The 25,512-nt window shown below is 64.9% G+C and carries 23 protein-coding genes; 5 read left to right on the top strand and 18 right to left on the bottom strand.

The genetic code is table 11. The annotated features are described in order from the left end of the window. Positions 1–122: 122 nt before the first annotated feature. Positions 123–1,307: an ABC transporter substrate-binding protein gene (locus QX073_RS17620; protein WP_315752326.1), complete on the bottom strand. Its 1,185-nt coding sequence runs from the start codon at positions 1,305–1,307 to the stop codon at positions 123–125. 223 nt (positions 1,308–1,530) lie between these two features. Between QX073_RS17620 and QX073_RS17615 the strand changes: the two genes are divergently transcribed. Next, a complete protein-coding gene (locus QX073_RS17615; protein WP_315752293.1) occupies positions 1,531–2,307 on the top strand; it encodes a thermonuclease family protein in 777 nt (258 codons plus the stop codon). Positions 2,308–2,355: 48 nt separating this feature from the next. Next, positions 2,356–3,822: a M48 family metalloprotease gene (locus QX073_RS17610; RefSeq protein WP_315715427.1), complete on the top strand. Its 1,467-nt coding sequence runs from the start codon at positions 2,356–2,358 to the stop codon at positions 3,820–3,822. A 15-nt stretch (positions 3,823–3,837) separates the two neighbouring features. Here QX073_RS17610 and QX073_RS17605 read toward each other — a convergent pair whose 3' ends face one another. The 6 genes from QX073_RS17605 to QX073_RS17580 form a co-directional block, all read right to left on the bottom strand. Next, entirely contained in the window at positions 3,838–4,251 is a 414-nt protein-coding gene (locus QX073_RS17605; RefSeq protein ID WP_316193288.1) for a hypothetical protein, read from the bottom strand. A 172-nt stretch (positions 4,252–4,423) separates the two neighbouring features. Next, on the bottom strand, positions 4,424–5,254 hold the full coding sequence (locus tag QX073_RS17600; RefSeq protein ID WP_315825512.1) for a CarD family transcriptional regulator: 831 nt from the start codon (positions 5,252–5,254) through the stop codon (positions 4,424–4,426). Between the two features lie 501 nt (positions 5,255–5,755). Further along, positions 5,756–6,094 (bottom strand): ferredoxin FdxA, encoded by a 339-nt coding sequence (fdxA, locus tag QX073_RS17595; RefSeq protein WP_315715248.1) that lies wholly within the window; start codon positions 6,092–6,094, stop codon positions 5,756–5,758. Between the two features lie 114 nt (positions 6,095–6,208). Next, positions 6,209–6,514 carry an RNA-binding S4 domain-containing protein gene (locus QX073_RS17590; protein ID WP_315752296.1) on the bottom strand — a complete coding sequence of 102 codons (306 nt, stop codon included), beginning with the start codon at positions 6,512–6,514 and terminating at the stop codon, positions 6,209–6,211. A 22-nt stretch (positions 6,515–6,536) separates the two neighbouring features. Continuing rightward, on the bottom strand, positions 6,537–10,106 hold the full coding sequence (locus QX073_RS17585) for a helicase-related protein (protein ID WP_315825513.1): 3,570 nt from the start codon (positions 10,104–10,106) through the stop codon (positions 6,537–6,539). Positions 10,107–10,660: 554 nt separating this feature from the next. Next, positions 10,661–11,437 carry a DUF3108 domain-containing protein gene (locus tag QX073_RS17580; protein ID WP_316166456.1) on the bottom strand — a complete coding sequence of 259 codons (777 nt, stop codon included), beginning with the start codon at positions 11,435–11,437 and terminating at the stop codon, positions 10,661–10,663. A gap of 615 nt (positions 11,438–12,052) precedes the next feature. On the opposite strand from QX073_RS17580, the gene rpmB reads away from it, so the two are divergent. Then, positions 12,053–12,361, top strand: a complete 309-nt coding sequence (gene rpmB / locus QX073_RS17575; protein ID WP_172114511.1) for a 50S ribosomal protein L28 — start codon at positions 12,053–12,055, stop codon at positions 12,359–12,361. A gap of 343 nt (positions 12,362–12,704) precedes the next feature. Continuing rightward, positions 12,705–13,967 carry a DUF2235 domain-containing protein gene (locus QX073_RS17570; RefSeq protein WP_315715245.1) on the top strand — a complete coding sequence of 421 codons (1,263 nt, stop codon included), beginning with the start codon at positions 12,705–12,707 and terminating at the stop codon, positions 13,965–13,967. Positions 13,968–14,024: 57 nt separating this feature from the next. On the opposite strand, the gene QX073_RS17565 is transcribed toward QX073_RS17570, so the two are convergent. The 3 genes from QX073_RS17565 to QX073_RS17555 all read right to left on the bottom strand — a co-directional run bounded on the left by QX073_RS17565 (position 14,025) and on the right by QX073_RS17555 (position 15,011). After that, entirely contained in the window at positions 14,025–14,273 is a 249-nt protein-coding gene (locus QX073_RS17565; protein WP_315715244.1) for a hypothetical protein, read from the bottom strand. Positions 14,274–14,431: 158 nt separating this feature from the next. Continuing rightward, a complete protein-coding gene (locus tag QX073_RS17560; protein WP_315715243.1) occupies positions 14,432–14,668 on the bottom strand; it encodes a transcriptional regulator in 237 nt (78 codons plus the stop codon). A 136-nt stretch (positions 14,669–14,804) separates the two neighbouring features. Beyond that, entirely contained in the window at positions 14,805–15,011 is a 207-nt protein-coding gene (locus QX073_RS17555; protein ID WP_315715242.1) for a cold-shock protein, read from the bottom strand. 458 nt (positions 15,012–15,469) lie between these two features. Between QX073_RS17555 and rpsU the strand changes: the two genes are divergently transcribed. Next, the gene (gene rpsU, locus QX073_RS17550; protein WP_315715241.1) at positions 15,470–15,793 is read left to right on the top strand and encodes a 30S ribosomal protein S21; all 324 of its coding nucleotides are present in this window, start codon (positions 15,470–15,472) and stop codon (positions 15,791–15,793) included. Between the two features lie 47 nt (positions 15,794–15,840). Here rpsU and QX073_RS17545 read toward each other — a convergent pair whose 3' ends face one another. The 8 genes from QX073_RS17545 to QX073_RS17510 form a co-directional block, all read right to left on the bottom strand. Further along, positions 15,841–16,029, bottom strand: a complete 189-nt coding sequence (locus QX073_RS17545) for a hypothetical protein (protein WP_315715240.1) — start codon at positions 16,027–16,029, stop codon at positions 15,841–15,843. A 259-nt stretch (positions 16,030–16,288) separates the two neighbouring features. Then, complete coding sequence (locus QX073_RS17540) at positions 16,289–17,899, bottom strand: ABC transporter ATP-binding protein (RefSeq protein WP_316226097.1); 1,611 nt, start codon at positions 17,897–17,899, stop codon at positions 16,289–16,291. Positions 17,900–17,902: 3 nt separating this feature from the next. Next, the gene (locus QX073_RS17535) at positions 17,903–18,742 is read right to left on the bottom strand and encodes an ABC transporter permease (RefSeq protein ID WP_316226096.1); all 840 of its coding nucleotides are present in this window, start codon (positions 18,740–18,742) and stop codon (positions 17,903–17,905) included. Next, a complete protein-coding gene (locus QX073_RS17530; RefSeq protein WP_316226095.1) occupies positions 18,739–19,710 on the bottom strand; it encodes an ABC transporter permease in 972 nt (323 codons plus the stop codon). Before QX073_RS17530 ends, QX073_RS17535 begins: the two co-directional genes overlap by 4 nt. 78 nt (positions 19,711–19,788) lie before the next feature. After that, positions 19,789–21,336 carry an ABC transporter substrate-binding protein gene (locus QX073_RS17525; protein ID WP_316226094.1) on the bottom strand — a complete coding sequence of 516 codons (1,548 nt, stop codon included), beginning with the start codon at positions 21,334–21,336 and terminating at the stop codon, positions 19,789–19,791. A gap of 322 nt (positions 21,337–21,658) precedes the next feature. Beyond that, positions 21,659–22,081 carry a hypothetical protein gene (locus QX073_RS17520; protein ID WP_315715425.1) on the bottom strand — a complete coding sequence of 141 codons (423 nt, stop codon included), beginning with the start codon at positions 22,079–22,081 and terminating at the stop codon, positions 21,659–21,661. A gap of 181 nt (positions 22,082–22,262) precedes the next feature. Then, positions 22,263–23,363, bottom strand: a complete 1,101-nt coding sequence (locus QX073_RS17515) for an LLM class flavin-dependent oxidoreductase (RefSeq protein WP_316226093.1) — start codon at positions 23,361–23,363, stop codon at positions 22,263–22,265. Positions 23,364–23,544: 181 nt separating this feature from the next. After that, positions 23,545–25,356, bottom strand: coding sequence for a hypothetical protein (locus tag QX073_RS17510; protein ID WP_316226092.1), 1,812 nt, complete (start codon positions 25,354–25,356; stop codon positions 23,545–23,547). Between the last annotated feature and the right edge of the window lie 156 nt (positions 25,357–25,512).

Raw genomic sequence — 25,512 nt, 5'->3', positions numbered from 1 at the left:
CGAGCTGATGGACTCACATCGAGGTTCCGGGTTCAACGCTGCGCGTTGCCCCGGAACGACGGATGTCGCGGCAGAGTTTGCGCCTTGCGCAGGCGCGCCCCGGAATGCCGTCGCCCCGGCCGTCACTTCTTCACCAGCGGGCAGCGCGACGCTTCCAGCGGCTGGAACGCCTCGTTGCCAGACACGGTCGCGAGCAGCTTGTAGTCGTCGGACCTGGTCTTCGATTCCGATGGCTTCTTGACCTCGAACAGATACATGTCGTGCACCATGCGGCCGTCCTCGCGGATGCGGCCGCCCTTGGCGAACATGTCGTTGATCGGGGTCGCCCGCATCAGCTTCATGACGGCGTCCGCGTCCGTGGTGCCCGCGGCCTTCACGGCTTTCAGATAGTGCGTGACGGAGGAATACACGCCGGCCTGGGCCGAGGTCGGCACGCGCTTGGTGCGCTCCATGAAGCGCTTGGTGAAGGCGCGGGTGTCGTCGTTGAGATCCCAGTAGAACGCTTCCGCGACCAGCAGCCCCTGCGCCGTCTCGAGCCCGACGCTGTCGATGTCGGAGACGAAGGCGAGCAGCGGCGACAGCTTCTGGCCGCCCTTGGTGAGGCCGAATTCGGCGGCCTGCTTGATCGCGTTGATGGTGTCGCCGCCGGCATTGGCGAGCCCGATCACCTTGGCCTTGGAGGCCTGCGCCTGCAGCAGAAAGGAGGAGAAGTCCGAGGTGTTGAGCGGATGACGCACGCTGCCGAGCACCTTGCCGCCCGACTTCACCACCACGGCGGTGGTGTCCTTTTCCAGATCCTGGCCGAACGCGTAGTCCGCGGTCAGGAAGAACCAGCTGTCGAGGCCAGACTTCACCGCCGCCAGGCCCGTGACGTTGGCCTGCGCAAAAGTGTCGAACACGTAGTGCACGGTGTACGGGCCGCAGGCCTCGTTGGAGAGCCTGACAGAGCCGGGACCATTGAAGATGATGATCTTGTTGCGCGCCTTGGCGATCTCGCCGGCGGCCAGCGCGGTGGCGGAGGCTGCGACATCCCAGATCATCTCGACGCCCTGGTTGTCGAGCATGTCGCGCGCGATGTTGGCGGCGAGATCAGCCTTGTTGAGATGGTCGGCCGCGATCACCTCGATCTTGCGGCCCAGCACCTCGCCGCCGAAATCCTCCACCGCCATCTTCGCCGCGGTCTCGCTGCCGGGACCGGTGATGTCGGCGTAGAGGCTCGACATGTCGAGAATGCCGCCGATCTTCAGCGGCGGCTTGCTCTGCGCATGCGCCACGCCTGCGGACAACGTCAGCGCCGACGCCAGCATGAACAACGACGCCGCCGCGCCGCGGATGGTTCTGCTCATCGATATCCTCCCTGCCGGGCGCATCGCTACATGGCGACGGCCTCTTTGATAGTTCGCATCATGGCGCAGGCTTTCGCATGCGGCAAGCGCTCAGCACGCTCATCAAAAGCGTCGCCGGTCGCCGCTTTCCGCTCAGTGGAATGGAAATTTCGTGCGATGATGCAGCATGACGAGAGAGCGCAGGATGCGGAGCAGACGGAGGCTGATTGCGCTCGGCGCGAGCGTCGCGACCATCGCGATGATGTCGGCGAGTCACGCCACACCGTGCATGTTCGCGGAGCTCGGCGAAGGCCACGTCAGCGAGATCATCGATGCACGCAGCTTCCGTCTCGACGACGGTCGCGAGGTCAGGCTCGCCGGCATCGAGGTGCCGCCGGAGGAGCAGCGCGCGACGTCGATGGATGCGTTGGGCGTGCTGCTGCGCGGCCGCGACGTCGTGCTGCGCGGAGAGGACGACACCCCTGACCGCTATGGCCGGCAGCGGGCCTTCGCGTTCGTGGCCGGCGCAGACCAGCCAGTGCAGAGCGAGCTGCTCCGGCAGGGCGCCGTGCTGCGCGGGGTCGACCTGCCCGACCGGGATTGCGCCCTCAGCCTGGGCGCGGCGGAAGCCGAGGCACGCAGCGCCGGGCGCGGCCTCTGGAAGATTGGGACCGTCATAAAAAACACGGAAAGTCCAGACGATATTTTGTCTCGCGTAGGGCTATTTACGGTTGTCGAAGGGAAGGTGTTGTCCGTACGACAGACGGGGACAACAACTTATCTGAACTTCGCTCGTAGCTGGACACGGGGCTTCGCGGTGATTATTCCAAAGCGTATGATGGCGGTATTGGAAGGTGCCGGTATCGACGTCAAATCACTTGCGAATCGGCAGGTTCGCGTGCGCGGTTGGGTTGAGGCGCATGCGGGTCCGAGACTGGAACTGACACAGACTGCCCAGATCGAGATTTTGAGCGGGAATTGACCGCTGAGGTACGTGAGTAGCGACGTGAACCTGTCTGTTCGAAAGCGCATGACGGTGATGAACTGCGGTTCGCGGATCGCACCGGCGCTGCTGTGCCTGGGACTGGCGTTGGCCGGTTGCAGCGACATGGGCAAGTTGCAGCAGGCGACGGCGCCGATGCCGACGCCGCGGCCGAAGCCGGCGATGGTGCAGACGACGCCGGCGAGTGATCGCGAGCACGAGCGCATTCTCGCAACCTATGGCGGCGCCTATGAGGATCCCCAGCTCGAGGGCCTGATCGGCAAGATCGTCGACCGGCTCGTGGCCGTGTCCGATCGCCCCGACCAGGGCTACAAGGTCACGATCCTGAATTCCGGTGCGGTCAACGCCTTCGCGCTGCCGACCGGCCAACTCTACGTGACACGCGGCTTGATTGCGCTCGCCAACGACACCTCCGAATTGTCGTCGGTGCTGAGCCACGAGATGGCGCACGTGCTGGCGCGCCATGCCGCGATCCGCGAGGACCAGGCGCGGCAGGCCGCCGTGGTGACCCGCGTCGTCTCAGATATGGGCAACGATCCGGACCTGACGGCGCTGGCGCTCGCCAAGACCAAGCTGACGATGGCGAGCTTCTCGCGCACCCAGGAGTTCGAGGCCGACGGCATCGGCGTCGGCATCTCCGCCAAGGCGAAGTTCGATCCCTACGGCGCGGCGCGCTTCCTGAGCTCGATGGAGCGCAACGCCGAGTTGAAGGCCGGTAAAGTCGCAATCGACCCGCGCGCGCAGGACTTCCTGTCGTCGCATCCGGCGACGCCGGAGCGGGTGCAGAACGCCGCCGCCATCGCCAAGCAATACGTCTCCCCCGAGGCCAGGGAGCATGACCGCGAGACCTACTTGGCTGCAGTCGACAACATCGTCTACGGCGAGGACCCGAGCGAGGGCTTCGTGCGCGGCCGGCGCTTCCTGCATCCGAAGCTCGGCTTCACCTTCCAGGCGCCGGAGAACTTCACGCTCGACAACACCGCGCAGGCGGTGATCGGCGTGCGCGAAGGCGGCGCGCAGGCGATGCGCTTCGACGTGGTGCGCGTGCCGGCCCAGCAGACGCTCGGCGACTATCTGAATTCCGGCTGGATGGAGAACGTCGACAAGTCGGCGACCGAGGAGCTGACGATCAACGGCTTCCCGGCGGCCTCGACCACGGCGAGCGGCGATCCCTGGCAGTTCAAGGTCTACGCGTTGCGCGTCGGCAGCGACGTCTACCGTTTCATCTTCGCCTCGCGGCAGAAATCCACCGAGAGCGAGCGCAATGCGCGGGAGACGGTGAACTCGTTCCGCCGGCTCAGCCTGGAGGAGATCCAGTCGGCCCGGCCGCTGCGCATCAAGGTGATCACCGTGCAGCCGGGCGATACCGTCGAATCGCTTGCGCACCGCATGACCGGCGTCGACCGCCCGGTCGAGCGCTTCCGCGTTCTCAACGGCCTCGACGCCCGCGCCCAGGTCAAGGTCCGCGACCGCGTCAAGATCGTGGTGGAGTGACGGGGCTGCGGCGGCTCAGCTCGGCCAGCTTTCCGGAGGACGTCGTTCCAGCTGGGAAGTAGGAAAAACCGGCTCACGGCGCCGAATGTAGCCTATCATCTTTACGAGACGAGCAAGCGCGCCGACATCGCAGCCGGAGCCGTGGCCGACCACGAATTCGTCGAGGCGATGTAGAACATCCTGCTCTTCCGCACTGCCTATGGCCACCGGCTGGAGATCGTCCGGGTCCTGCTGTCCGTCGTGGACGAACAGCTCCCGGTGGTGCAGCCCCTCAGCATCGGGCATCCTCGATCGCTGCAGCCAGAGCGCGATCGGCTGACCGTCCACGGTCTCGAAACGGGCATCGTATGAACCGCCGTCGCGATACACGTCGACGAATACGAGCTCAGCAAGAGGGCTGGATGCCAGTCCAAACACCGGATTTGACATGGCGTCCCCCTATGTCGAGGCAAAGCATGGGACGCCCGCTGCGCAGACACCCCCGCAGCTGACGATCCAAGAACAGTAGCGGGACGTCGTCAAGGCGACACGCCCAAACAAAAAAGCCCGACCTTGCGGCCGGGCTTTCGTAAGCAACTAATTCGAAAACGCAAACGGTCGATCAGGCGGCCTCGTCGGCCACGGCGGTGTCGTCGCCATCGATGTCGTCACCCTCGCCTTCCGCATCACCTTCGGCGACCGCATCGGCTTCGGTCTTGGCACCCCGGCGCGGGCTCTTGGCGAGCTGCGTCTCGATCTCCTTGACAGCCTCGGTCTCGGTCGAGTGCTGCACGACGGCGATCTCGCGCGACAGACGGTCGAGCGCCGCTTCGTAGAGCTGGCGTTCGCTGTAGGACTGCTCGGGCTGCGACTCCGAACGGTAGAGATCGCGCACGACCTCCGCGATCGCGACGATGTCGCCCGAATTGATCTTCGCTTCGTATTCCTGGGCGCGACGCGACCACATGGTGCGCTTGACGCGGGCACGGCCCTTCAGGGTCTCCAGCGCCTTCTTCACCAGCGCCGGGTCGGACAGCTTGCGCATGCCGACATTGGCGACCTTGGCGGTCGGCACCCGCAGCGTCATCTTGTCCTTGATGAAGTTGATGACGAACAGCTCGAGCTTGGCGCCCGCGATCTCCTGCTCCTCGATGGCCAGGATCTGGCCGACGCCGTGAGCCGGATAGACGACGAATTCGTTGGTCTTGAAGCCCTGGCGCTGGGTCGGCAGCTTCTTTTCCTCGACGCGCGGCGCGGCCGCGGCGGGAACAGCCGGCTTGGCGGCGACGGCAGGCTTGGCAACAGGGGCAGCGGCCGCGGGAACGGCGGTCTTGGTGGCAGCCTTGGGCGCAGCGGCGGCCTTGGCAGGCGCAGCCTTGGCAACAGAGTCCTTTGCAAGAGTGGTCTTCGCGGCGGATGCTTTCGCGGCAGTCTTGGCAGTCTTTTCAGGCATTGCGCTTCTTTTGTTCTTGGTGGACTTGGCAGCCGAGGCCTTCGCGGCAGCCCGAATCTCCTTTACAGGAGCCCGGGCACGGCCCTTGGAAACGCTGCGGCTGGCCGCGGCGGCTTTTTTTGTACTCTTGGAAGCACTCTTTTTACGCGTTTTCTGTGACACAGCCTGCGCGCGGAACTGCCACGCCCCTGTTTGATGTTGCGGGAACCTAAAAGGGCGGCCAAAAAAGGTTACGCATGGCCGGGTTCGGCTCTGAGAATGTGCTATATATAGCACATTTGCCGCAAAAATCAATGATTTAGAGGCCGCAGGGGCGGTATTGTGACGGATCCACGAAGTTAGGGTTAAGTGCAACGTGCCGGAATAGAACAACTCATGCAGCGGTTCCCGCTCACCGCATGAGGTGTTCTAGGCCATTGTTTCCGCGCAACGATTTCGATCGGCGCGATGGCGCCCCGCAGGACGGGGCGCGCTGGTGCCGCGCAGGTAGCGAGACGACCGTCAGTCTCCGGCGCCGGGCTTCGACGAAAAATATTTCTGGAACTTTCCATCCTCGCCGTCGTGCTCCTTGGCGTCGGCCGGCGGGTCCTTCTTCTGGGTGATGTTGGGCCAGGACTTGGCATATTCGGCGTTCACGCCCAGCCACTTCTCCAGCCCCGGCTCGGTATCCGGCTTGATCGCGTCGGCCGGGCATTCCGGCTCGCACACGCCGCAATCGATGCATTCGTCCGGATGAATGACCAGCATGTTGTCGCCCTCGTAGAAGCAGTCTACCGGGCAGACCTCGACGCAATCGGTGTATTTGCACTTGATACAGTTTTCGGTGACGACGTAAGTCATCCAAGGCTCCGGAACGGATCGACAATTCGGCTGGCTTGGACTAGCGCAGGACGTGGTGTGCCGCAAGTGAAGCGGGGCGAAGAACTGAACCGGACATTGCTCTGGCGCAATCGATCAGGATCGTCCGCCATCCAGATCATCGTACAGTCCGCGCACCGAGGCGGCATCGCCGCGACGCTCGGCAAAGCCGGTCACCTTGAGCACGCGCACGCTGCGATCGAGCGCGATGGTCAGCACATCACCGGTCTTCACCCCATGGCCCGGCGAGGTCTCGCGCACACCATTAACCCGGACATGCCCCGACGACACCAGCGCCGCGGCGCTGGTGCGCGCCTTCACCAGCCGCGCATGCCACAGCCATTTGTCGAGGCGCTGGCGCTCTGACGGGGTGTCGGACGTCGGCGTTGTCCTTCCAACCAATCTTGCCAACCGATCTTGCCGCTCAGTCCTTGCGGTTGTTCCCCGCGAGTTGCTCCTTGAGCGCGGCGAGCTTGGCGAACGGCGAATTGGGATCGACCGGACGGTCGCGATCCCGGCCGCCGCCGCTGCTCGATGCGTAGGGCCGCAGCGCCGGGCCGCTGTCGCGCTTGTCGCGGCCGCCCTTGCCGAAGTCGCGGCCGCCGCGCCCCTCGCGGTCACCGCCGAACTTGCCACCCTTGTTGCGATCCCGGTTCTGGTCGCGCCCCTTGGCATCATGATCGCGGCGCGGCCCGCGATCCTCGCGCGCCGGCGCCGATGCGCCCTCGGCTGGTGGAGCCGCACCAGCCTCCGGCGGGCCCTTGCGGAAGTCCTTGCCGAACTCCTTCATCCGGTCGCGCCGGCCATGGCCGCGGTGATGGCGCTCGCGCGCCTCGCCGCCCTCGGCCGGAGCGGTCCCGGCCGGTGCCTGGCCGCCGCCGGCGGCCTGCCCGCGCTCATGCTGCGGACGGTTGGGCCGGCCGCGATGATGATGGTCGTGGCGCGGCCGGCGCTCCTCCGAACGCCCGCCCGGCCGCCAGACCTCGACCAGGACGGGCTCGGCAGCAGGCGCGGCCTCGGCGGGAGAAGCCTCGGTAGCGTTCGATCCAGCAGCAGTTTCCGCCGCGGCGGCTTCAGCCGAAGCGTCGCCGATGCTCGTTGCCTCGTTCGCGACGGCCTCAGCGGCTTCGGGCTGCGGCGCATCCGCAGCGACGGCGGTTTCCGCCTCGGCGACGACGCTTTCGGTAGCCGTCTCGGCCACGGACGCCTCGTCCGCCACATCCGGCGTGACGAAATCGACGGTCGGCAGCGATGCCAAGGCCGACACCGACGCGGCTTCCGCCTGCTCCTCACCGACCACCGCGGGCACGGCGACGGCCTGCTCGGTCACCGGAGCGACGGCGGCCTCCGCGACGGTGGGAACCTGCTCGTCGGCCGGCTCGCCGGCGACAACTGCGAGGTCCTCGGCCGGCACGGCCTGCGCATCTGCCGGCTCAGCCGGAGCGGCTTCCGCAGCGGCAGCCTCTGCGACGGCAGCAGCCTCGACGGGCTTCTCAATCGGCTTGGGCGGCAGCGGCGGGCGCTTCTCCATGCGATAGCCGAGCGCGCGCAGGATCGAGGCGAAGTCCTCGCCGGCCGAGCCGGTGAGCGAGGTCATCGCCTGCGTCACCACGAAGCCGCGGCCGTCGAAGGCGCCGGCCGGCTTTTCGCCCGGTGCATTGTCGCGCCAGGCCAGGGCGGGACGAATCAGGTCGGCCAGCCGCTCCAGGATGTCGACGCGCACGGCGCGCTCGCCCGCCTGCTTGTAGCCGAGCACGCGATAGGCATCGCGCGGCAGCGCCTTGTCGACCGGGAACGAGGTCCGGCCCGAGCTCGCCAGATGCTGCGCGCCGGTCAGCGCGGACATGTCGACATTGCCCTGCTTCTCGGCCCACAGCAGCGCAGCGAGCGCGCGCGCGGCGGGCTTGAGCAGCGCCGGGACGTAGATGTGGTAGGCACCGAAGCGCACGCCGTACTTGCGCAAGGTGGCGCGCGACGGCTGGTCCAGATCCTTCATCTCGGCGGCGATCTTGGCGCGCTCGATGACGCCGAGCGCCTCCACCAGCTGGAACGCGATGCCGCGGCCGATGCCGGTGATGTCCTCGGCCTTGGACAACTCGAACAGCGGGCCGAGCAGCTTCTCGATATGCGTCTTCAGCCACAGATCGAGTCGCGCCTGGACCTTGTCGCGCGCAGCACCGGTCAGCCGCTCGTCGGCGATGATGCGCAGGCGCGGATGCAGCGCGTCGTCGGCCGCGACCAGCTTGGCGACCGCGTCGCCGGTCCAGCGCACCGTGCCGTCGGCGGTGAGCACGATGTGCTCGTCAGGCGCGCTGGACAGCTTCTCGGCGCGCGCCTCGATCTCGCCGGCCAGCGCCTTCTGGGCAGCAGCCTGCAAGGCCTTGGCCTCCGAGCCGGCTTCGGCGGCGTCGGGCGCGAAGGTGAATCCATCCAGGCGGCCGATCGCGTGCCCTTCAACGATCACTTCGCCAGTCTTGCCGATTTCCGTATTCAAAACACTGTTCTCCCGCAGGCGCCGCATCAATACACTGGTACGACGATCAACGAAACGCTCCGTGAGCCGTTCATGAAGGGCGTCTGACAATTTATTTTCGAGTTCGCGGGTAATCCCCTGCCAATAATCAGGGTCGCGCAGCCAGTCGGGCCGGTTGGCCACGAAGGTCCAGGTACGGATCTGTGCAATCCGCCCCGACAGCGTATCGATGTCGCCATCGACGCGGTCGGCCTGATCGACCTGGGCCGCGTACCAGGCGTCCGGAATACGCCCCTTCTGCATCAGGAAGCCGAACACGGTGGTCACCAGCTCCGCATGGGCGGCCGGCGACAGCCTGCGATAGTCGGGAATCTGGCAGGTTTCCCACAGACGCTCGACCGCGGCCGCGCCGTGAGCGATGTCGCGCACCTCGGCATCGCGCGCGGCGTGATCGAGCACGCGCAGGTCCTCCGCAATCGGCGCGCGCGTCAGCGCCTCATGCGCCGGCGCGACCGCCAGCGAGACCTGAAGCGCGCTCAAGGACGCGAAATCAAGCCGGGAGTTGCGCCATTGCAGCACCTTCACGGTATCGAAGGCATGGTTCTGGAGCGCATTGACCAGCTCGGGCTCGAATGGCGCACAACGTCCGGTGGTGCCGAACGTGCCATTGCGCGTCGCGCGTCCGGCACGGCCGGCGATCTGGGCAAATTCCGACGGCGTGAGCCGGCGGAACTGATAGCCGTCATATTTGCGGTCGGACGCGAAGGCGACGTGATCGACGTCGAGATTGAGCCCCATGCCGACCGCATCGGTGGCGACGAGATAGTCGACGTCACCGTTCTGGAACATCGCCACCTGCGCGTTGCGGGTTCGCGGCGACAGCGATCCCAGCACGACAGCGGCGCCGCCATGCTGGCGGCGGATCAGCTCGGCGATGGCGTAGACCTCGTCGGCCGAGAACGCCACGATAGCGGTCCGGCGCGGCTGTCGCGTGATCTTGCGATCACCGGCGAATTCGAGTTGCGACAATCGTGGCCGCGTCACCATCGACGCGCCCGGCAGCAGACGCTCGATGATGGGGCGCATCGTCGCAGCACCCAGCAGCAGCGTCTCGTCGCGACCGCGGCGATTGAGGATGCGGTCGGTGAAGACGTGGCCGCGCTCCAGATCGGACGCGATCTGGATCTCGTCGACGGCCAGGAACGACACGTCGAGATCCCTGGGCATCGCTTCGACGGTCGACACCCAGTAGCGCGGATTTTTCGGCTTGATCTTCTCCTCGCCGGTGATCAGCGCGACGGCCTCGCTGCCGACGCGATCGGCGATCTTGTTGTAGACCTCACGCGCGAGCAGCCGCAGCGGCAGTCCGATGATGCCGGAGGAATGCGCGAGCATGCGCTCGATCGCCAGATGCGTCTTGCCGGTGTTGGTGGGGCCGAGCACGGCGGTGACGCCGCTTCCGGGAGCGCGGTCGGACGTGCGCTCGAAAGGCGAGGCAGCCGAAGAGGACGGAAAAGCCATTCGTTAAATGTGGGTCTCGAAGCCGGCGTTGGAAGCGCGCCGTTCACGCGCGACGGATGCGGAATAATCGTGTGTCTGGAGAGGCTGCGATGCTGACCCCTGTCTCACATTGTGACGCATATAGTGACGCAGCTTAAGCTTCGGAACGCCTTGAGAACGAATCGCGAAGGAATCGCTGACTCCGTCGGCTTTCCGGCTTCGTTCACCGCAACATCTCGCGCTCTGCCATCAAGCCAGCACTAGATCAAGTTTTCGCGGGCTCCACAAGCAACGCTTTCGCGATGGAACTGGCGCGCGTTCAGCGCGTCCCGAGTCGAATCAGAATCAGGGAAGAGTCAAACGGATTCACGCGCAGCAGACAGCATCCATAGGGGGTACCGACAAATCGGAGCTCATGAGCCCGTCAGTCCGGAGATCATGCAGCGCGAACCCGGAATCTCCATCGGATTCAAGCGATAGCGGACGGCATGCCGTCAGACCATCACGCCACGGCCGCTGACGGGGCTGTGCCGCAACGACGAGATTCCGATGTGGAGGAGCAGAGAAACGACGCACTACTGGGTCTTGGCGACGTGCGGCGCCGCCTGGGTGATGAACGACGTCGCTTCCAGCATCGCGGTCCCCAACGGGGTCGGGATCACCATCTTGAACGGCACCAGCACACGGGTGCCGGCGATCGGCACGAAGAAGATCTCCATGTTGCGGGCCTGAGCCAGATATTTGATCACCGGCCGGTCCGGGATGTAGCCCGCGACTGGCGTGAAGTAGATCGCGCAGACCAGCGCCGGGCCACGATAACCCTTGTCTGCCTTGACGTTCTCCATGCGCTTGTAGTCGAGCTTGAGCTCGTAGCGCATGCGGCCGTCGAACACGGGCGCAGCGCCGCGGCACGAGTCCGGCGACAGCAGCTCGCCGTTGCCCGGCACGCGCACCAGAGAGGCCGTCATCGGATCGAGCACGCCACGCTTGTGGGCATCCGTCACCGGAATGCGGTCGGGATCGACCGGAGGCGCCGGCTCGATGGCGAAGTCCTTCACAGTACCGTTCTGCAGATTGATGCGGATCTGCTCGGATTTCTTTCCCGTCGTGGTCGAGGCCTGGTAGCTCTGGCCGACCAGGGCGCCGTTGACGACGCGCCCCTGCACCGAGCCGGTGCCTGATCCTTGCGAGAAGCTCTTGAGCAGGCCGGCGGTGCCGCCCTGAGCCGCGGCACCATACTGATCATCCCCGATCTCGACCGCCCAGGTACCCTTGCCGACGGGGATGCCAGCCAGGGAAGCCTCGTATTGAGCGTCCAACCGAGCCTGCGCCTGGGCGTTTTGCGCCAGCAACAACAGGCAGAGCGCTGCCCCGGCCGCGGCCAGGCGACAGCAGAGAAATGAGGGAACCGAGATGATGGTCACGTGACGAATGATCCTACCGATCCGCCTGCCTGAGCGCCGGACCGATCCGACGCGCCGTCCCTGCTACTTAAGCCAAAAACGCCTTCAAACAACGCGAACCGTCCGACAATGGCGGTTTGTCCAGCGCTTTGCAGCTGAACAGCACTCAGACCGTCATCCGCAGCTCTGCCGGAACCGAGCCGCGAACCTCCGACCGCGCCAGCATGCCGCCATTCCGGCATTTCGGACTGTTCGCGGGATATCCATCCATCACGTCCGAATGCGCCCTTTATATGGTCTAAACTATCGGCTATGCTATTGATTATACGCCTGCTTTTCTGCTGGTTGGCGATTTCGGCCCGACCAGGAGGATGCACGGGTCGCGCCCTTCGGGTTCGCCGGCCCGGCTCCCTCTATTCGCTGCGGCCTTCAAAACCTTGACGAAAAGCCGCATCCCCCCTATACGACCGCATCTCCCAGAGACGAGCTGGACGAGTTTTGGACCCCCGCGGCCCGCCGACACAGGCGGACGAAGGGTGCGGGGATGAGAGAGGATTTATTGCCATGTCGCGGCGCTGTGAACTGACGGCCAAGGGTCCCCAGGTTGGCCACAAGGTCAGCCACTCCAACATCAAGACCAAGCGGCGCTTCCTGCCGAACCTGTGCAACGTGACCTTCATCTCGGATGCACTCGGCCGCAACGTGCGCCTGCGCGTCTCCACCAACGCGCTCAAGAGCGTCGACCACAATGGCGGCCTCGATGCCTATCTGCTCAAGGCCAACGCCGCGACCCTGTCGCCGCGCGCGCTGGAGCTGAAGCGCGCCATCGAGAAGAAGGCGGCGGACGCTGCCCCGGTCGCCAAGGCGAGCTGAGAGAGCGCGCCGAAATTCAGGATTGATGCAGAAGCCGGACGCGTCACGGGCGCGGCTTCAAGCTGAACGAGATGTCGAAACGGCCGGGTCGAGAGATCCGGCCGTTTTGCTTGCGGATGCCGTGACCAACTGACAACTCTGGACACGGGCAGCAGGCGTGGGGCGGCAGGACTGGTCGGGTGACCATCCGTTCGTACAACGGCGCCCCGCAGTCACTTCGCGATGTCCGCCGCGCCGCGCGCAACAGCGACCCAGACGAAGTGCCATAGGGAACCGACCTCCCCAACACCAGCCGGATGCTCTACACTCGTTGCGGTAGCATTATTGCGGACATTCCTTTGCCATGAAGAATATTGTCATCTGCTGCGACGGCACCGGCAACGAGATCAGCGAGAACATCTCGAACGTGCTCAAGCTTTATCGGTGCCTGCGCAAGACCGACAAGACGACACCGCATCAGGTCGTGTTCTACGATCCCGGCGTCGGCACGTTGACGCAGCCCGACAGCTGGCATCGCTTCAAGGCCAATTTCAACATGGTGCTGGGGCTCGCGACGGGCTACGGCCTCGACGACAACGTCATCAACGCCTACTCTTTCCTGGCCACGCAGTACCAGGACGGCGATCGCATCTTCCTGTTCGGCTTCTCGCGGGGCGCCTACACCGTGCGCGTGCTGGCCGGGCTGATCCACAAGATCGGGCTGATCTCGCCGGGTCAGATCAATCTCGTCGGCCCGGGCGTGATTGCCTACAAGAAGTACTCCTCCGACAATCCGAAGGCCGGGCGCGGCATCACCAAGGAGCTCGAGAGCACCGAGGAGGACGGGCCGATCCCGGAGAGCCGCGCCGACCAGGCCGCGCAGTTCGCGCGGATCACCTCGACGCGCTGGCCGACGATCCATTTCGTCGGCGTGTGGGACACGGTGGCGAGCGTGATCGTGCCGCGCACCGACCGGCTGTTTGCGCTGCCGAGCCTTGAGGAGCTCGCCTTCACGATCGAGAACCCGAGCGTGAAGATCTTCCGTCAGGCTGCGGCGATCGACGAGCGCCGCTGCATGTTCCGGCTGAAGCCGTGGGGGATGCCGCAGACCTTCACGCCGAACCGCTTCAACAAGGCGCAGGCGCGACCGCAGGACGCCAAACAGGTGTGGTTCGCCGGCGTGCATTCCGACGTCGGCGGCGGCTATCCCGAGGTGCGGTCGGCGGCTTCGAAATATCCGCTGCTGTGGATGATCGACGAGGCGGTCGAGGCCGGGCTGACGGTCAATCCGCGCACGGTGAATCAGCTCGCCTGGGGCGTGCAGCGCAAGAACAGTCCGTTCTCCTATGTGGCGCCGAGCGTCCAGGGCCCCCTGCACGATTCGATGACGCCGGCCTGGCGGCTGCTGGAATGGCTGCCGAAGAGCGCGACGTACAAGGAGTGGCCGGAGCGCAAGGCGCATTTCGGATTGTACGTTCCGAATTGCGAGCCGCGCTTCATTCCCGAGGGCGCGTTCATCCACGAGAGCGTGCTGATGCGGATCGCAGAATCGCAGGACTACCGGCCCGTCAATCTGCCCGCGTCCTATGAGCGCGTCCCGCTTCCGGTCAAACAGAAGGCGGAGTAGCAACGGCGCGTTGCGCGTCGGGCAGCGTCTTCAGAGGCCCGCGTGTGGCGGATCGCCTCAGATCATGCGCAGATGGATGACGCCGTCGGTCACCTCGCCACGGGCGAACTGCTCGCGCGCCATCTGCTCGAACGCCGTGCGGTTTCGCTGCAGATAGGCGAACGCCTGGTTGCGGGTGCAAAAGCAGGTCTCGAGATGACAGACCTGCCGCGTGGCGCCGATTGCGAGCGCGAATGCGATCGTCTGGCCTCCACGCTGCGTCTCGTCCTTGGCGATGCGAACGTCTGTAGCTGTCGACTTGGCCACGTCAGCCTCCTCGGTACGAAGGTCGGGTCTGTACGCGGGACGCGGTTGAGACGTAATGATCAGGCATGGATCGCCCGTCTGTTCGAGCACCGGCAACGGATCTGAAGTTCCGATAGTTCCACCGGGCAGCCGACGTCGGAAGGCGAGACGAAACCGCCCTAGCGAGCGACCTTCTTCCGCCGCTTCGGCGCAGGCGCCGCGTCAGAACCCGCTTGCGCAGCTTCCGCTTCCTTGGCGAGCCGCAACACGCGCAGCCGCTCCATGTTCTTGCGGACCGCGGTCGCGCGCTGATCCCATTCGGCGCGCGCCTTCGCCCCGTCCTCGGCGGCGACGCGCTGGCGCTCCGACCGCGCAATGCTTTCGGGGGAGCGTTCTGACATCTTCTTGGTGGCCATCGACCGATCCTTCCGGAAATGCGGGTTACCGTCGAGACGCAGAAAGCCCGCTCAATACAGGATCGAGCGGGCAAACCGGCCATTTCAGTACATCCGTGAAATGGCCCAAGACGTCAGAGACGTCAGATCAGTGCGATCAGACCAGCGCGAGATTTTCTGCGCTGGTTTTACCGCGCATCTTGTCCGTCTTGACCTCAAAACTGACTTTCTGGCCTTCAGCCAGACCGGCGAGACCAGCGCGTTCAACAGCGCTGATGTGAACGAACACGTCGTTCCCGCCATCCTGCGGCTGAATGAAACCAAAGCCCTTCTGGCCATTGAACCACTTGACCGTACCCTGCATGTCTATCTCCAAATCATTCACCGCGCGACCATCACGCGATCTCATTCAACTGAGCGATGACTTTTGGAAATAGCCCACAGGCACATTCAGAAAGGCACAGCGGCTAATCGAACTACCTCAAGGTAGAGATTTTCTGGGGGATTACAAGGCCGCGCAGCAAATATAGTTTGCCGAGGGCCGGAACCGTTGAGTCGGCTCGCGCTGGCAATATCAGCAGATTGCCCCTATCTTCACAGCACCATCGGTAACGGCATGGCCATCGATGGCTGAGAGACACTCGTGCTCCCGCCTTCCGACGAAGGGGATCACCGTGTCTCGCACGTATCGTGACTCATAACATTGTGAGCAACACGTTTCATTGACGCCGCTCTGCTGAGCGCGCCGTTCGCCCCGCCGCAGCGCCGCTCGGCTTTGCCAACCGAATTTCATCGATAGAGATGAAGACAAGGAGGACACTTTTGCAGGTTCTTGTTCGTGACAACGACGTCGAGAAGGCGTTGCGCATCCTGAAGCGGAAGATGCAGCGCGAAGGCGTATTCCGCGAGATGAAGCGCCGCAGATCCTATGAGAAGCCATCGGAGCGCAAGACGCGCGAGAAATCCGATGCGATCAGGCGCCATCGCAAAGTCGCGCGCAAGCAGGCCATCCGCGAAGGGTTGCTGCCGGCGCCGGTCAAGAAGGTACCCGCAGCGCGGCCGGGCGCGCTCCCCTCAACGACCTCGACGCACACCGATCGTGAACGGCCGCGGGACCAGCTTACCGCTACGCCCCCGCGCAGCTGAGCAAGCGACGGCATGCCCGCCGAAATCGACGGGAAGAGGCTGGCGGTTCACGCCAGCTTCTTCGGCTGTTTGCCGGCGCCGTCAGCCGCTTCACGCGCCAATCGCTCGGCCTTCAGTCGCTCGCGGTTCTGATCGAAGGCGCTCTGCGCCTTTTCATAATCGCTTCTCGTCGGCTCGGCCGGCTTGAAGGCTTTTTGAGCCTCGCGCACGGCGGCCGTTGGCTTGCGCTCCGACATGATGAGAGTCCTCGTTGGGATGGTGAACGCCGCTGCGACATCCTGTCGAGACTGGCGCAGCACGGCACGGTTCAATGAAGGCCGCGGGTAGAGGGAGCACGAGCCCGCTGTCTTGGCGCGTACCAGCTCGGGCGACCACCCTGCGGCCCCATCGGGGTCCAGTCTTATTATAATCCAAATACGCCGAAGATGTTGCAAGCATTTGAACCCGACCCGGCACGATGCTCCATGGTTCCGACCGGCGGCCGGCTTACGCAAATCACGCCGTACCGTGCTTGCGGCCGGGAACGGCAGCGAGCAGCTCGCGCGTATAGGCGTGTTCGGGATTGGCGAACAGCGCCGCGGTCGGCTTCAGCTCGACGATCTCGCCCTTTTGCATGACGGCGATCCGATCGCAGATCTGCGCGGCCACCCGCAGGTCATGCGTGATGAACAGCATCGACAGACCAAGGCGCGCCTTCAAATCTTCCAGGAGCCGCAACACCTGCGCCTGGACTGACACATCGAGCGCCGACACTGCTTCGTCCGCTACGATGATCTCCGGATCCAGCGCGAGCGCGCGCGCAATGCCGATGCGCTGACGCTGGCCGCCGGAGAACTCGTGCGGATAGCGGCCGATGGCGCCGGCGTCGAGCCCGACCATGCCGAGCAGCTCCTGGGCGCGCTTCAGCGCCGCGTCGAGCGGCGTGCCGCGCGCGACCATGCCGTCGGCAATGATGCGGCCGACCTTGCGGCGCGGGTTGAGCGAGGCGAACGGATCCTGGAAAATCATCTGGATGCGATGACGCTGCGCGCGCAAGGCGCGCCCCTCCAGCGCCGTGAGATCGACATCGCCGATCCGCACCGTGCCGCGATCGGCCTCCATCAGCCGCATCACCAGACGCGCAACGGATGACTTCCCCGAGCCGGACTCGCCGACGAGTCCGAGCGTCTCGCCCTGGTGGATCGCGAAATTGACCGCATGCGCGGCGCGCGTCTCGCGCTTCGGGCGGAACCAGCCGGTCGGCGTCACATAGGTCTTGTCGAGGCCGATCACCTCCACCGCCCGAGGAGCAGCCTCGCGTGATTGACGCGGTGGCGGGTCGAACGACGGCACGGCCGCGAGCAGCGCCTTGGTGTAGTCGTGCTGCGGCTGGCCGAGCACGGCGGCGGCCGTGCCCTCCTCCACCACCTTGCCATGGCGCAGAACAACGACCTGGTCGGCGATGTCGGCGACGACGCCGAAATCATGGGTGATGAACATCACCGCCATGTTGTGGCTGGCCTGCAGGTTGCGGATCAGCTTGAGGATCTGCGCCTGCGTCGTGACGTCGAGCGCGGTGGTCGGCTCGTCCGCGACGAGCACCGCAGGCTCGAGCGCGAGCGCCATCGCGATCATCGCACGCTGGCGCTGGCCGCCGGAGAGCTGATGAGGATAGGCGCGGATGATCCGTTCGGGATCGGGCAGGCCGACCTCGCGCGCCAGCGCCAGCGCCTTGGCGCGGCGCTCGCGGGGGCTCAGCAGATCATGCGCCTCGAACACCTCCATCAGTTGCTCGCCGATCCGCATCAAGGGATTGAGCGCGGTCATCGGCTCCTGGAACACCATCGCGATGCGGCGGCCGCGCAGATCGCGCCAGCCGTCCTCATCGACGGCAAGCAGGTCGCGCCCCTCGAAGCGCATCTCGCCGCTCTCCACTTTCACCGTATCGGGCAGCAGCCCGAGCAGCGCATGCGCGCACATCGACTTGCCCGAGCCGGATTCGCCGACCACGCAGACGATCCTGCCCGCGGTAAGATCGAAGGAGACGCCGTCGACGGCGTGGGCGCGCTCGGCGCCCGGCGGCAAAGCGATACGGAGGTTGCGGATGGCAACGACGGGATCAGCCACGGCTCACCTGCCCTCGCGCGACAGGCGCGGGTTGAGCGCATCGTTCAGGCCCTCGCCGATCAAATTGAGGCCAAGCACCGACAACAGGATCGCGACGCCGGGAAACACGGTGATCCACCACGCCTGACGAATGACGGTGCGGCCGGCGCCGACCATATAGCCCCAGGAGATCAGGTTGGGATCGCCGAGGCCGAGGAACGACAGCGAGGACTCCAGGAGGATCGCGGTCGCGACCATCAGCGAGGCCAGCACGATGACAGGCGACAGCGCGTTGGGCAGGATCTCGCGCCAGATGATCCAGGCATTGCTCTGGCCGGTGACGACCGCAGCCTGGACATATTCGCGGGTCCGCAGGCTCAGCACCTCGCCGCGGACCAGGCGCGCCACCGGCGGCCAGCTGACGAGGCCGATCGCGGCGATGATCGAATAGATCGACGGCTGCAGGATCGCGACCAGCACGATCGCGAGCGCAAAGCTCGGGATGGTCTGGAAGAACTCGGTGAAGCGCATCAGCGCGTCATCGACCCGGCCGCCGAAATAGCCGGCGATGGCGCCGAGCGGCACGCCGACGATCAACGCCACCAATGTCGAGACGAGGCCGACCAGCAGCGAGACGCGCGCGCCGAAGATCAGGCCGGCGAGCACGTCGCGGCCGAGCGCATCGGTGCCGAGCGGGACCTTCGACAGCGTGAACGGCGGAACGAACGGCCGCTGCGCCATGCGCCACGGCGAGTTGGGAAAGTAGAACGGGCCGGCCACCGCGACGACGATCGCCAGTGCGAGAATGATCAGCCCGATGATGCCGCTCGGGCTGCGCAGCATGGTTCGCCAGAACTGCCTCATGACGCGTACTCGATGCGCGGATCGACCAGGCGATAGACGAGGTCGGTGACGAGGTTGAAGATCAGCACCATCGCCGAGGAGACCACGAACACACCGAGCAGGAGATTGTAGTCGCGCTGGATCAGCGCGTCATACGTCAGCCGGCCGATGCCGGGCCACGCGAACACGGTCTCGGTCAATACCGCGCCGCCGACCAGCGTGCCGGCGTGGACGCCGGCCAAGGTCACCACCGGCAGCAGCGCGTTGCGCAGCACGTGGCGGCGCAGGATGACGCCGTCACGCAGGCCCTTGGCGCGCGCGGTCTTGACGAAGTCGAGCCGCTTGACCTCGAGCATCGAAGCGCGGGTCATGCGGGTGTAGGTCGCCATGAAGAACAGGCCGAGCGTCGCGGCCGGCATCGCGAGATGTGCGACGACGTCGAGCGCGTGGCGGACTCCCGTATAGCCGGCACCGACCGTTTCATAGCCGAAGCTCGGCAACCAATCGACCCAGACCGAGAACAGCAGGATCGCGATCAGCGCGATCCAGAACAGCGGCGTCGCGTAGAAGATCAACGCGAGCACGGTAATTGCAATATCGAGGATCGTGCCGGCGAAGCGCGCGGCGAGCGCGCCGAACAGGATGCCGAGACCGAGCGAGATCGCGAACGCCGTGAGCGTCAGCAGCAGGGTCGCCGGCAATCGTTCGGCGATCAGCCTGGCGACCGGCGCCTGCTGACGGAACGAGAAGCCGAGATCCAGGCTGGCGATACCCTTGACGTAGATGAGGAGCTGCTCCGGCAGCGGACGGTCGAGGCCGAATTTTTCGCGCAACTGCGCCACGAAGATCTGGTCCGAGGCACCGGCCTCGCCGGCCATGACCACGGCCGGATCGCCCGGCGCCAGCCGGATCAGGAAGAAATTCAGCACGATGATGGCGAGAAGGACGATGACGCCTTTCACGACGCGCTGGGCGATGAGGGAGAGCATGAAAGGTCCGTGAAGGTCAGCTCGGCGGGACAGCGAAACACCGGAGCGGGGGTCATGGCCGCGCCCCGGAGTGCACCACTATTTGTCGAGCCAAGCGTCTCGGAAGCCGTCGTTGACGCCGATGCCGGTGGTGATCAGGTTCTTCACCTTGCACTTGGTGATGGTCGGGAACTGGAGCTCGAGCAGCCAGGCCACCGGCACGTCCTCAGCCAGGATCTTCTGCACCTTGTCATAGGCCTCCTTGCGTTTGGCGTCGGTCGGCGCCGTGGCGCCCTCCGCGAACAGCTTGTCGACCTCCGGGTTCGAATAGCCCTCGACATTGTTGAAGAGCTGGCCCTTGGCGATCGCCGAGGTGATGTAGTTGCGGGACACGCCGAGCGCGGGATCGCCGTACTGATACAGATAGGTGAAGGCGATGTCGTAGTCCCACTCCATGATCTTCTGGTTGCCGCCGGGCACGTCGGTCGCGATCGTCTCGATGTTCATGCCGACGTCCTGAAGGTTCTGCTTCACCGCCTCGCCCCAGCGCTGCCAGGTCTCGCCATAGGCGAGCGGCAGCATGCGAATCTTCTCGCCCTTGTAGCCGGCCTCCTTGAGCAGCGCCTTGGCCTTGGCCGGGTCGTACGGATATCTCGGCACGTCGTCGGAATAGAACTTGATGGTCGATGCCGAAGGTCCGGTTGCGACCTTGCCGAGGCCGTTCCAGATCACGTCCTTGGCGAAGTCGCGATCGATGGCATACATGATGGCCTGGCGCACCTTCTTGTTGGCCAGGATCGGGTGGCGGTTGTTGAGCCACATCCACGACAGCGGCGAGAAGAACTCCCAGCCGGCCCCGGTGACGCAGGCGCCCGACAGCTTGGAGACGCGCGGCACGTCGAAATTCTCGATCGAGCCGCCCGGCAGCACGTCGACCTTGCCGGTCTCGAAGGCAACCGCGCGCGCGGCGGCGTCGGGAATGATCTGCCAGTAGACCTCGTCGAGATAGGGCTTGCCCTTCTCATGGTAGTTCGGATTTTTCACCATCCGGATGAAGGATCCCTTCTGCCATTCCTTGAACATGAAGGGGCCGGTGCCAACAGGCGCGTTGTTGTTCGGATTGGTCTTGTAGTCGGTGCCTTCATACAGGTGCTTCGGCACCATCGGCATCGAGCCGACCTCGAAGATGCCGATGAAGGGACCGAACGGCTCCTTCAGCCTGAACACCACCGTGAGATCATCCGGCGCCTCGACCTTCTCGACAATTGCGAGGTTGTTGCGAGCGCGCGCATGCGTCTGCTTCAGCATGTCGATCGAGAACAGCACGTCGGCCGACGTGAACGGCTTGCCGTCGTGCCAGGTCACGCCCTTCTTGAGCTTGAAGGTGTAGACCTTGGCATCCGGGCTGATGGTCCAGCTCTCGGCGAGGCCGGGCAGCGGCTCCAGCTTGGGACTGTAGCGCAGCAGGCCTTCGAAGATGTTGCCGGACACCATCTGCGTCGGGCCGTTCTGGACCATCGCCAGCATCAGGCCGGGCGGCTCGGGCTGGATCACCGCGTTGACCACGCCGCCGACCTTCGGCTCCTCCGCTTGCGCCGCGGACAGTCCGCAGCCAATGACCACACCCAGCAGCACCCGTTTCAACATGATGAACTTCCCAAATGTCATTGCCGGCCGCGATGCATCAAGCGCGCCAAGGTGCGCGATATCGCCATGCAGCTTCTGATGTGATGCCTGCTCTGGGCGCATGGACTGTTGGATCGTCCGCGCGCAGCGCTGTAGAACGGCTCCAATACGACTGCGGGCAACGCTTTGGAAACGTCGCCAGGACCTGTGTCGGTCGCGCAATGCGCCCACGAACGACGTGGCATCACAGGTCGAGCCCCTGATGCAGGAGCTCACACGACCGCGATCGCCGCCGCAAGATGAAACTCGCGACAGCGTTAGCCCAAAAATTGAACAGGGAAAATCAGCGCCGCAGACGGGCGATCGCGCCGGAAACGATCTGCATGATCACGCCGATGATCCAGCCGACCATGATCAGCGACGTCCAGACGATGTGCGGATCCTCGCGCAGGATGATGATGGCAACGGCGAAGAACGCCGTGAGGGTTGCGAGGAAGGTCCCGAAGGCGCTCAGAAATTCGGCCGTATCGATCTTCGCCTCCGGCGAGTTCTCCTCATGAGGATGAAAAGGCAGTTGCGGCGTGTCGATGCCGAGATAGAAGCCCAGTGCCCCAGACAGCATCATCACGATCAGGAAGCCCTGCGTGGTCAGCAACGGAACGCTGGAGCCGACATGGGCCCCGACGAAGACGCCGCAGGCGGCGCCCGCCAGAGCCAGACCCGAGCGTTCGAGGATATGGGCAAACTTCCTGACGCGAAACCGCATGACCTGCCCCCAATGTCAGACCGCCACACGCATGCGGCGGATTCGGCGCCTGGATCCGTCCTAACGGCAAGACCGTCACCCAAACGTCAAATCTGAAGCTGCACTCGCGCGAAAATTTTAGCTACATTTCTTTTGACGCCAGCATTGCCCGAAAGGGAGGGTCAATGCTGGCGCCAAGAGACTAGGCGGCCTTGGTGAGGCCGGCATTGAGGTGGCTCAATCTCGGCATCACCTCCTGCTTCAACAGGCGCAGCGAGTTGTGCCAGGCTTCCGGCTTGTGCTTGTAGTCGAAGCCGAACACGCACAGGGTGCCGAAGCCGCCGACCTCATGCCAGATCTTCTCGATCTTCTCGGTCACCGTCGCCGGCGAGCCGACGATCCAGTTGCGCCTGGCGCAATAGTCCACCGTCACGTCGGAATCGGGCACGTCGGGTGAGTGCTTCAGATAGTCCTTGAAGCCGAAATGACCGAGCAGGGGCAGGAAGTACTCGCCCATCATCCGTCCCATCATGTCGCCGGAGGACAAACGCCAGGCTTCCTCGTCCGTATCGGCGACGAACACCTCGCGCACCAGCCGCCAATCGCTGCGGCTGGGCTTGCGACCGGACTTGGCGGCGCCGGCCTCGACCGAGTCCCAGTGCGACGACACATAGGCGGGGTTGAGGTTGAGGCTCATCGGGATGAAGCCACGCTCACCGGCGAGCTTCAGCGTATCGGAGTTCTTCGACAGGCCGGCGACGCCGATCGGCGGATGCGGCGCCTGCACCGGCTTGATGTGCGGCTTGAGGAAGTCGAACATCACGTCGGGCTTGGTCACCGTCCAGTACTTGCCCTTGTACGTCCATGGCGCGTCCTCGGACCACATCTTCAGGATGATCTCCAGCGCCTCGCGCGTCATCTCGCGGTTCTGGCCGCTCATGCCGTCGACGTTGAACATCGCCCAGTCGCTCGGCAGGCCGGATGCGGCAATGCCGAAATTGAGCCGGCCGTCGGAGAGGTGATCGAGCATCGCGACGCGATTGGCGAGCTCGGCCGGGTGACGATAGGGCAGCAGGAAACCGCCGGGCCCGAGCCGGATGTTCTTGGTTTCACGGAAGGCCTGCGCCAGAATCAGGTCGGGCGCCGGATGCGGCTCCCAGGGCGCGGTGTGATGCTCGCCGATCCAGGCTTCCTGATAGCCGAGCTCGTCGAGCCACCGCAGGACCTGCAGATCCCATTCCTGCCCCTCCTTCAATCCGCACTCCGGCGGATGCGAGGGCATCGTGAAATATCCGATTTCCATGGCGCTTTCCTCTCGCGTTTGTATTGCGGCGCATCTTCGTGATGCGCTCATCGTCACGCGAGACGAAACACGACCAGACGAGTCGGCATCGCCGCACGTGGTCTGCGAAGTCTAGCACGTCATGAGACGCCGACAATCACCGACTGTTTGAGGGGCGAGCACACGTCAGCGCAGCTCGCGGCTATTTGAGGCCCGTCATGGGTGATGGAAAGCGACCGGGAGGTTTCTCCGACTGGAGTCGCTGCACGAGGTCCGGCGGCAGGTAAACCGTGGGCCGCGGCGGGGCAGGTGCGGCCGACTGCTCGCTGTTCGGGGCGGCGCCATCCACCGCGATGGTTCGAACCTTCGTTGCCGACGCAGCCGCGGCAGTTGCGGTCGCAGGCACGAGGCGGGTCGCGACATGCTCCCTGAGCAGTTCGGCATGGTCAGGAAACCACATCGAGCTCGGCTCCGCCATATTGGCGCGTTCGGCAAAGGCGCGGGACAGCCCCAGGTTCTGCAGCCGCTCCTCCTCGATCGCTATGGTCCGGCTGCGCTCGGCAGCGGTGATTCCGCGATAGGAGGGCTGATGGAAACCGAGCCGTGCATCTGACACGACGATGCGGTCCTTGCCGCCCAAGAAGACAATGGTGCAGGCCGACAGGCATTGCTTCTCGACCAGGGTCGACAATCCGCGCGCCTTGATCAGGTCGGACATCCGTTGCGCCTCGCGGATGCGGCCGCCGGCTGAATCGAGCCGCACCGTCTTGACCTCCGACATCGCGTTCAGGAAACCTTCGAGCTCCTTGGCCGTGCCGTACTTGATGCCACCGGTGAATTCCAGCATTTCGCCAGAGGCGAGGACCTTGAATTGGTGCGGTCCCAGAGAGCTGTCGCCGGCGACGATTTCGGCAATGCCTGCGATCCGCGGCAGGCCTTGCGTGAAGAAATGCCAAACCGAGATTCCGACGCCGAGCGCGACCATGATCTTCGCCAGGCCGCCCCACGCGCCGTTGTCGCCACCGCTATAGCGCGTCGACGAGCGCCAGATGCCAACGGTCTGCCAAAGCGTGAACAACAAGATGCAGAGCCATATCACGCACATCAGGACGAGCGCCGGCAGCGGCTGCGCATCGAATCCCTGCTGCGCGACCAGCGCGGTCACGACTTCGATCGCGAGCGTCGCAATCACCCCGAGCAGTGCTCCGTTGACCCAGTACGACACGGGCAAGGACAGCTCACCGCGCCAGTGCCGGGCGAGGTAGCTCCGCTGCGGGCTCAACGGCGCGGGCGAGAGCGGAGTTGACGGCTCGGCACTTGCCCACCCGCGATCAACGCAATAGACGGCAGTGGTTGCGAACTGGTCGTACCAGCTGTCCCTTCGCATGTAGACTTGCCGCCATGCAGCGAGGCCGACGATCAGCAGCGGACAATACGATGCGAGCGTCACGCCAATGAGCAAGGATGCCGGCAACGCGGCGATGTCCAGGAATGATACCACGACCGACCAGATCAGCGCTGGACTCACGACCAAGAGCAGCAGGCCGTAACGCCGCCCGGCCGCGGCATTCGTCACTGCACTGCAATCGGCGCTCGCCAGACGAATACGACAAATCCTTCGGCCGGGCGTGCCGGCGGCCGTGTCGAATATGGCGCGCAGAACCAGCAACAGCGGCAGCAGGAAAATCCCGAGCGAGAGTCCCTTGACCGGAGTGCCCTCCGCATCGAGCATGCTGTCGACGTGGACTTCCTTGGTGAACGGACCGTCCCGCGTGACCTGCGCGACCCGCACCATGCGGGCAGAGGGCAGGCCGAACACGCTGTTTGTGCAATCGACGATCCGGTTGGGCTTGAGATCGGCGGGCACGGGGACCCCGGGCGGGATCGCGTCAAGCTTCCTGCAGCTGATGGCATAGATGCCGTCGGCAAACTGAACGCGGCCGTGGCTCAGCGGAAAAAGGACCAACGCGCAGACCTGCAGAATGGCCGCGATGGCCACCATGTCGATCAGCAACGCGCCAAGCCGGCGCCAGACTCCGGCGCTTGGAGGTGCTACTGAGATCCTGGTCTGTCGCTAACCGCTCGGCGAACATTGCTTGCCATGACCCGCCACACGCGGCACCGCCTTCGCACGCTACCTGGAATTGACCGCCGGGGCAAGCGATCACAC

Source organism: Bradyrhizobium sp. SZCCHNS3052, assembly GCF_032484495.1.
Classification (GTDB): domain Bacteria; phylum Pseudomonadota; class Alphaproteobacteria; order Rhizobiales; family Xanthobacteraceae; genus Bradyrhizobium.
Note: the sequence above shows the minus strand (reverse complement) of the source record. Positions and strands in the feature narration are given on the sequence as shown.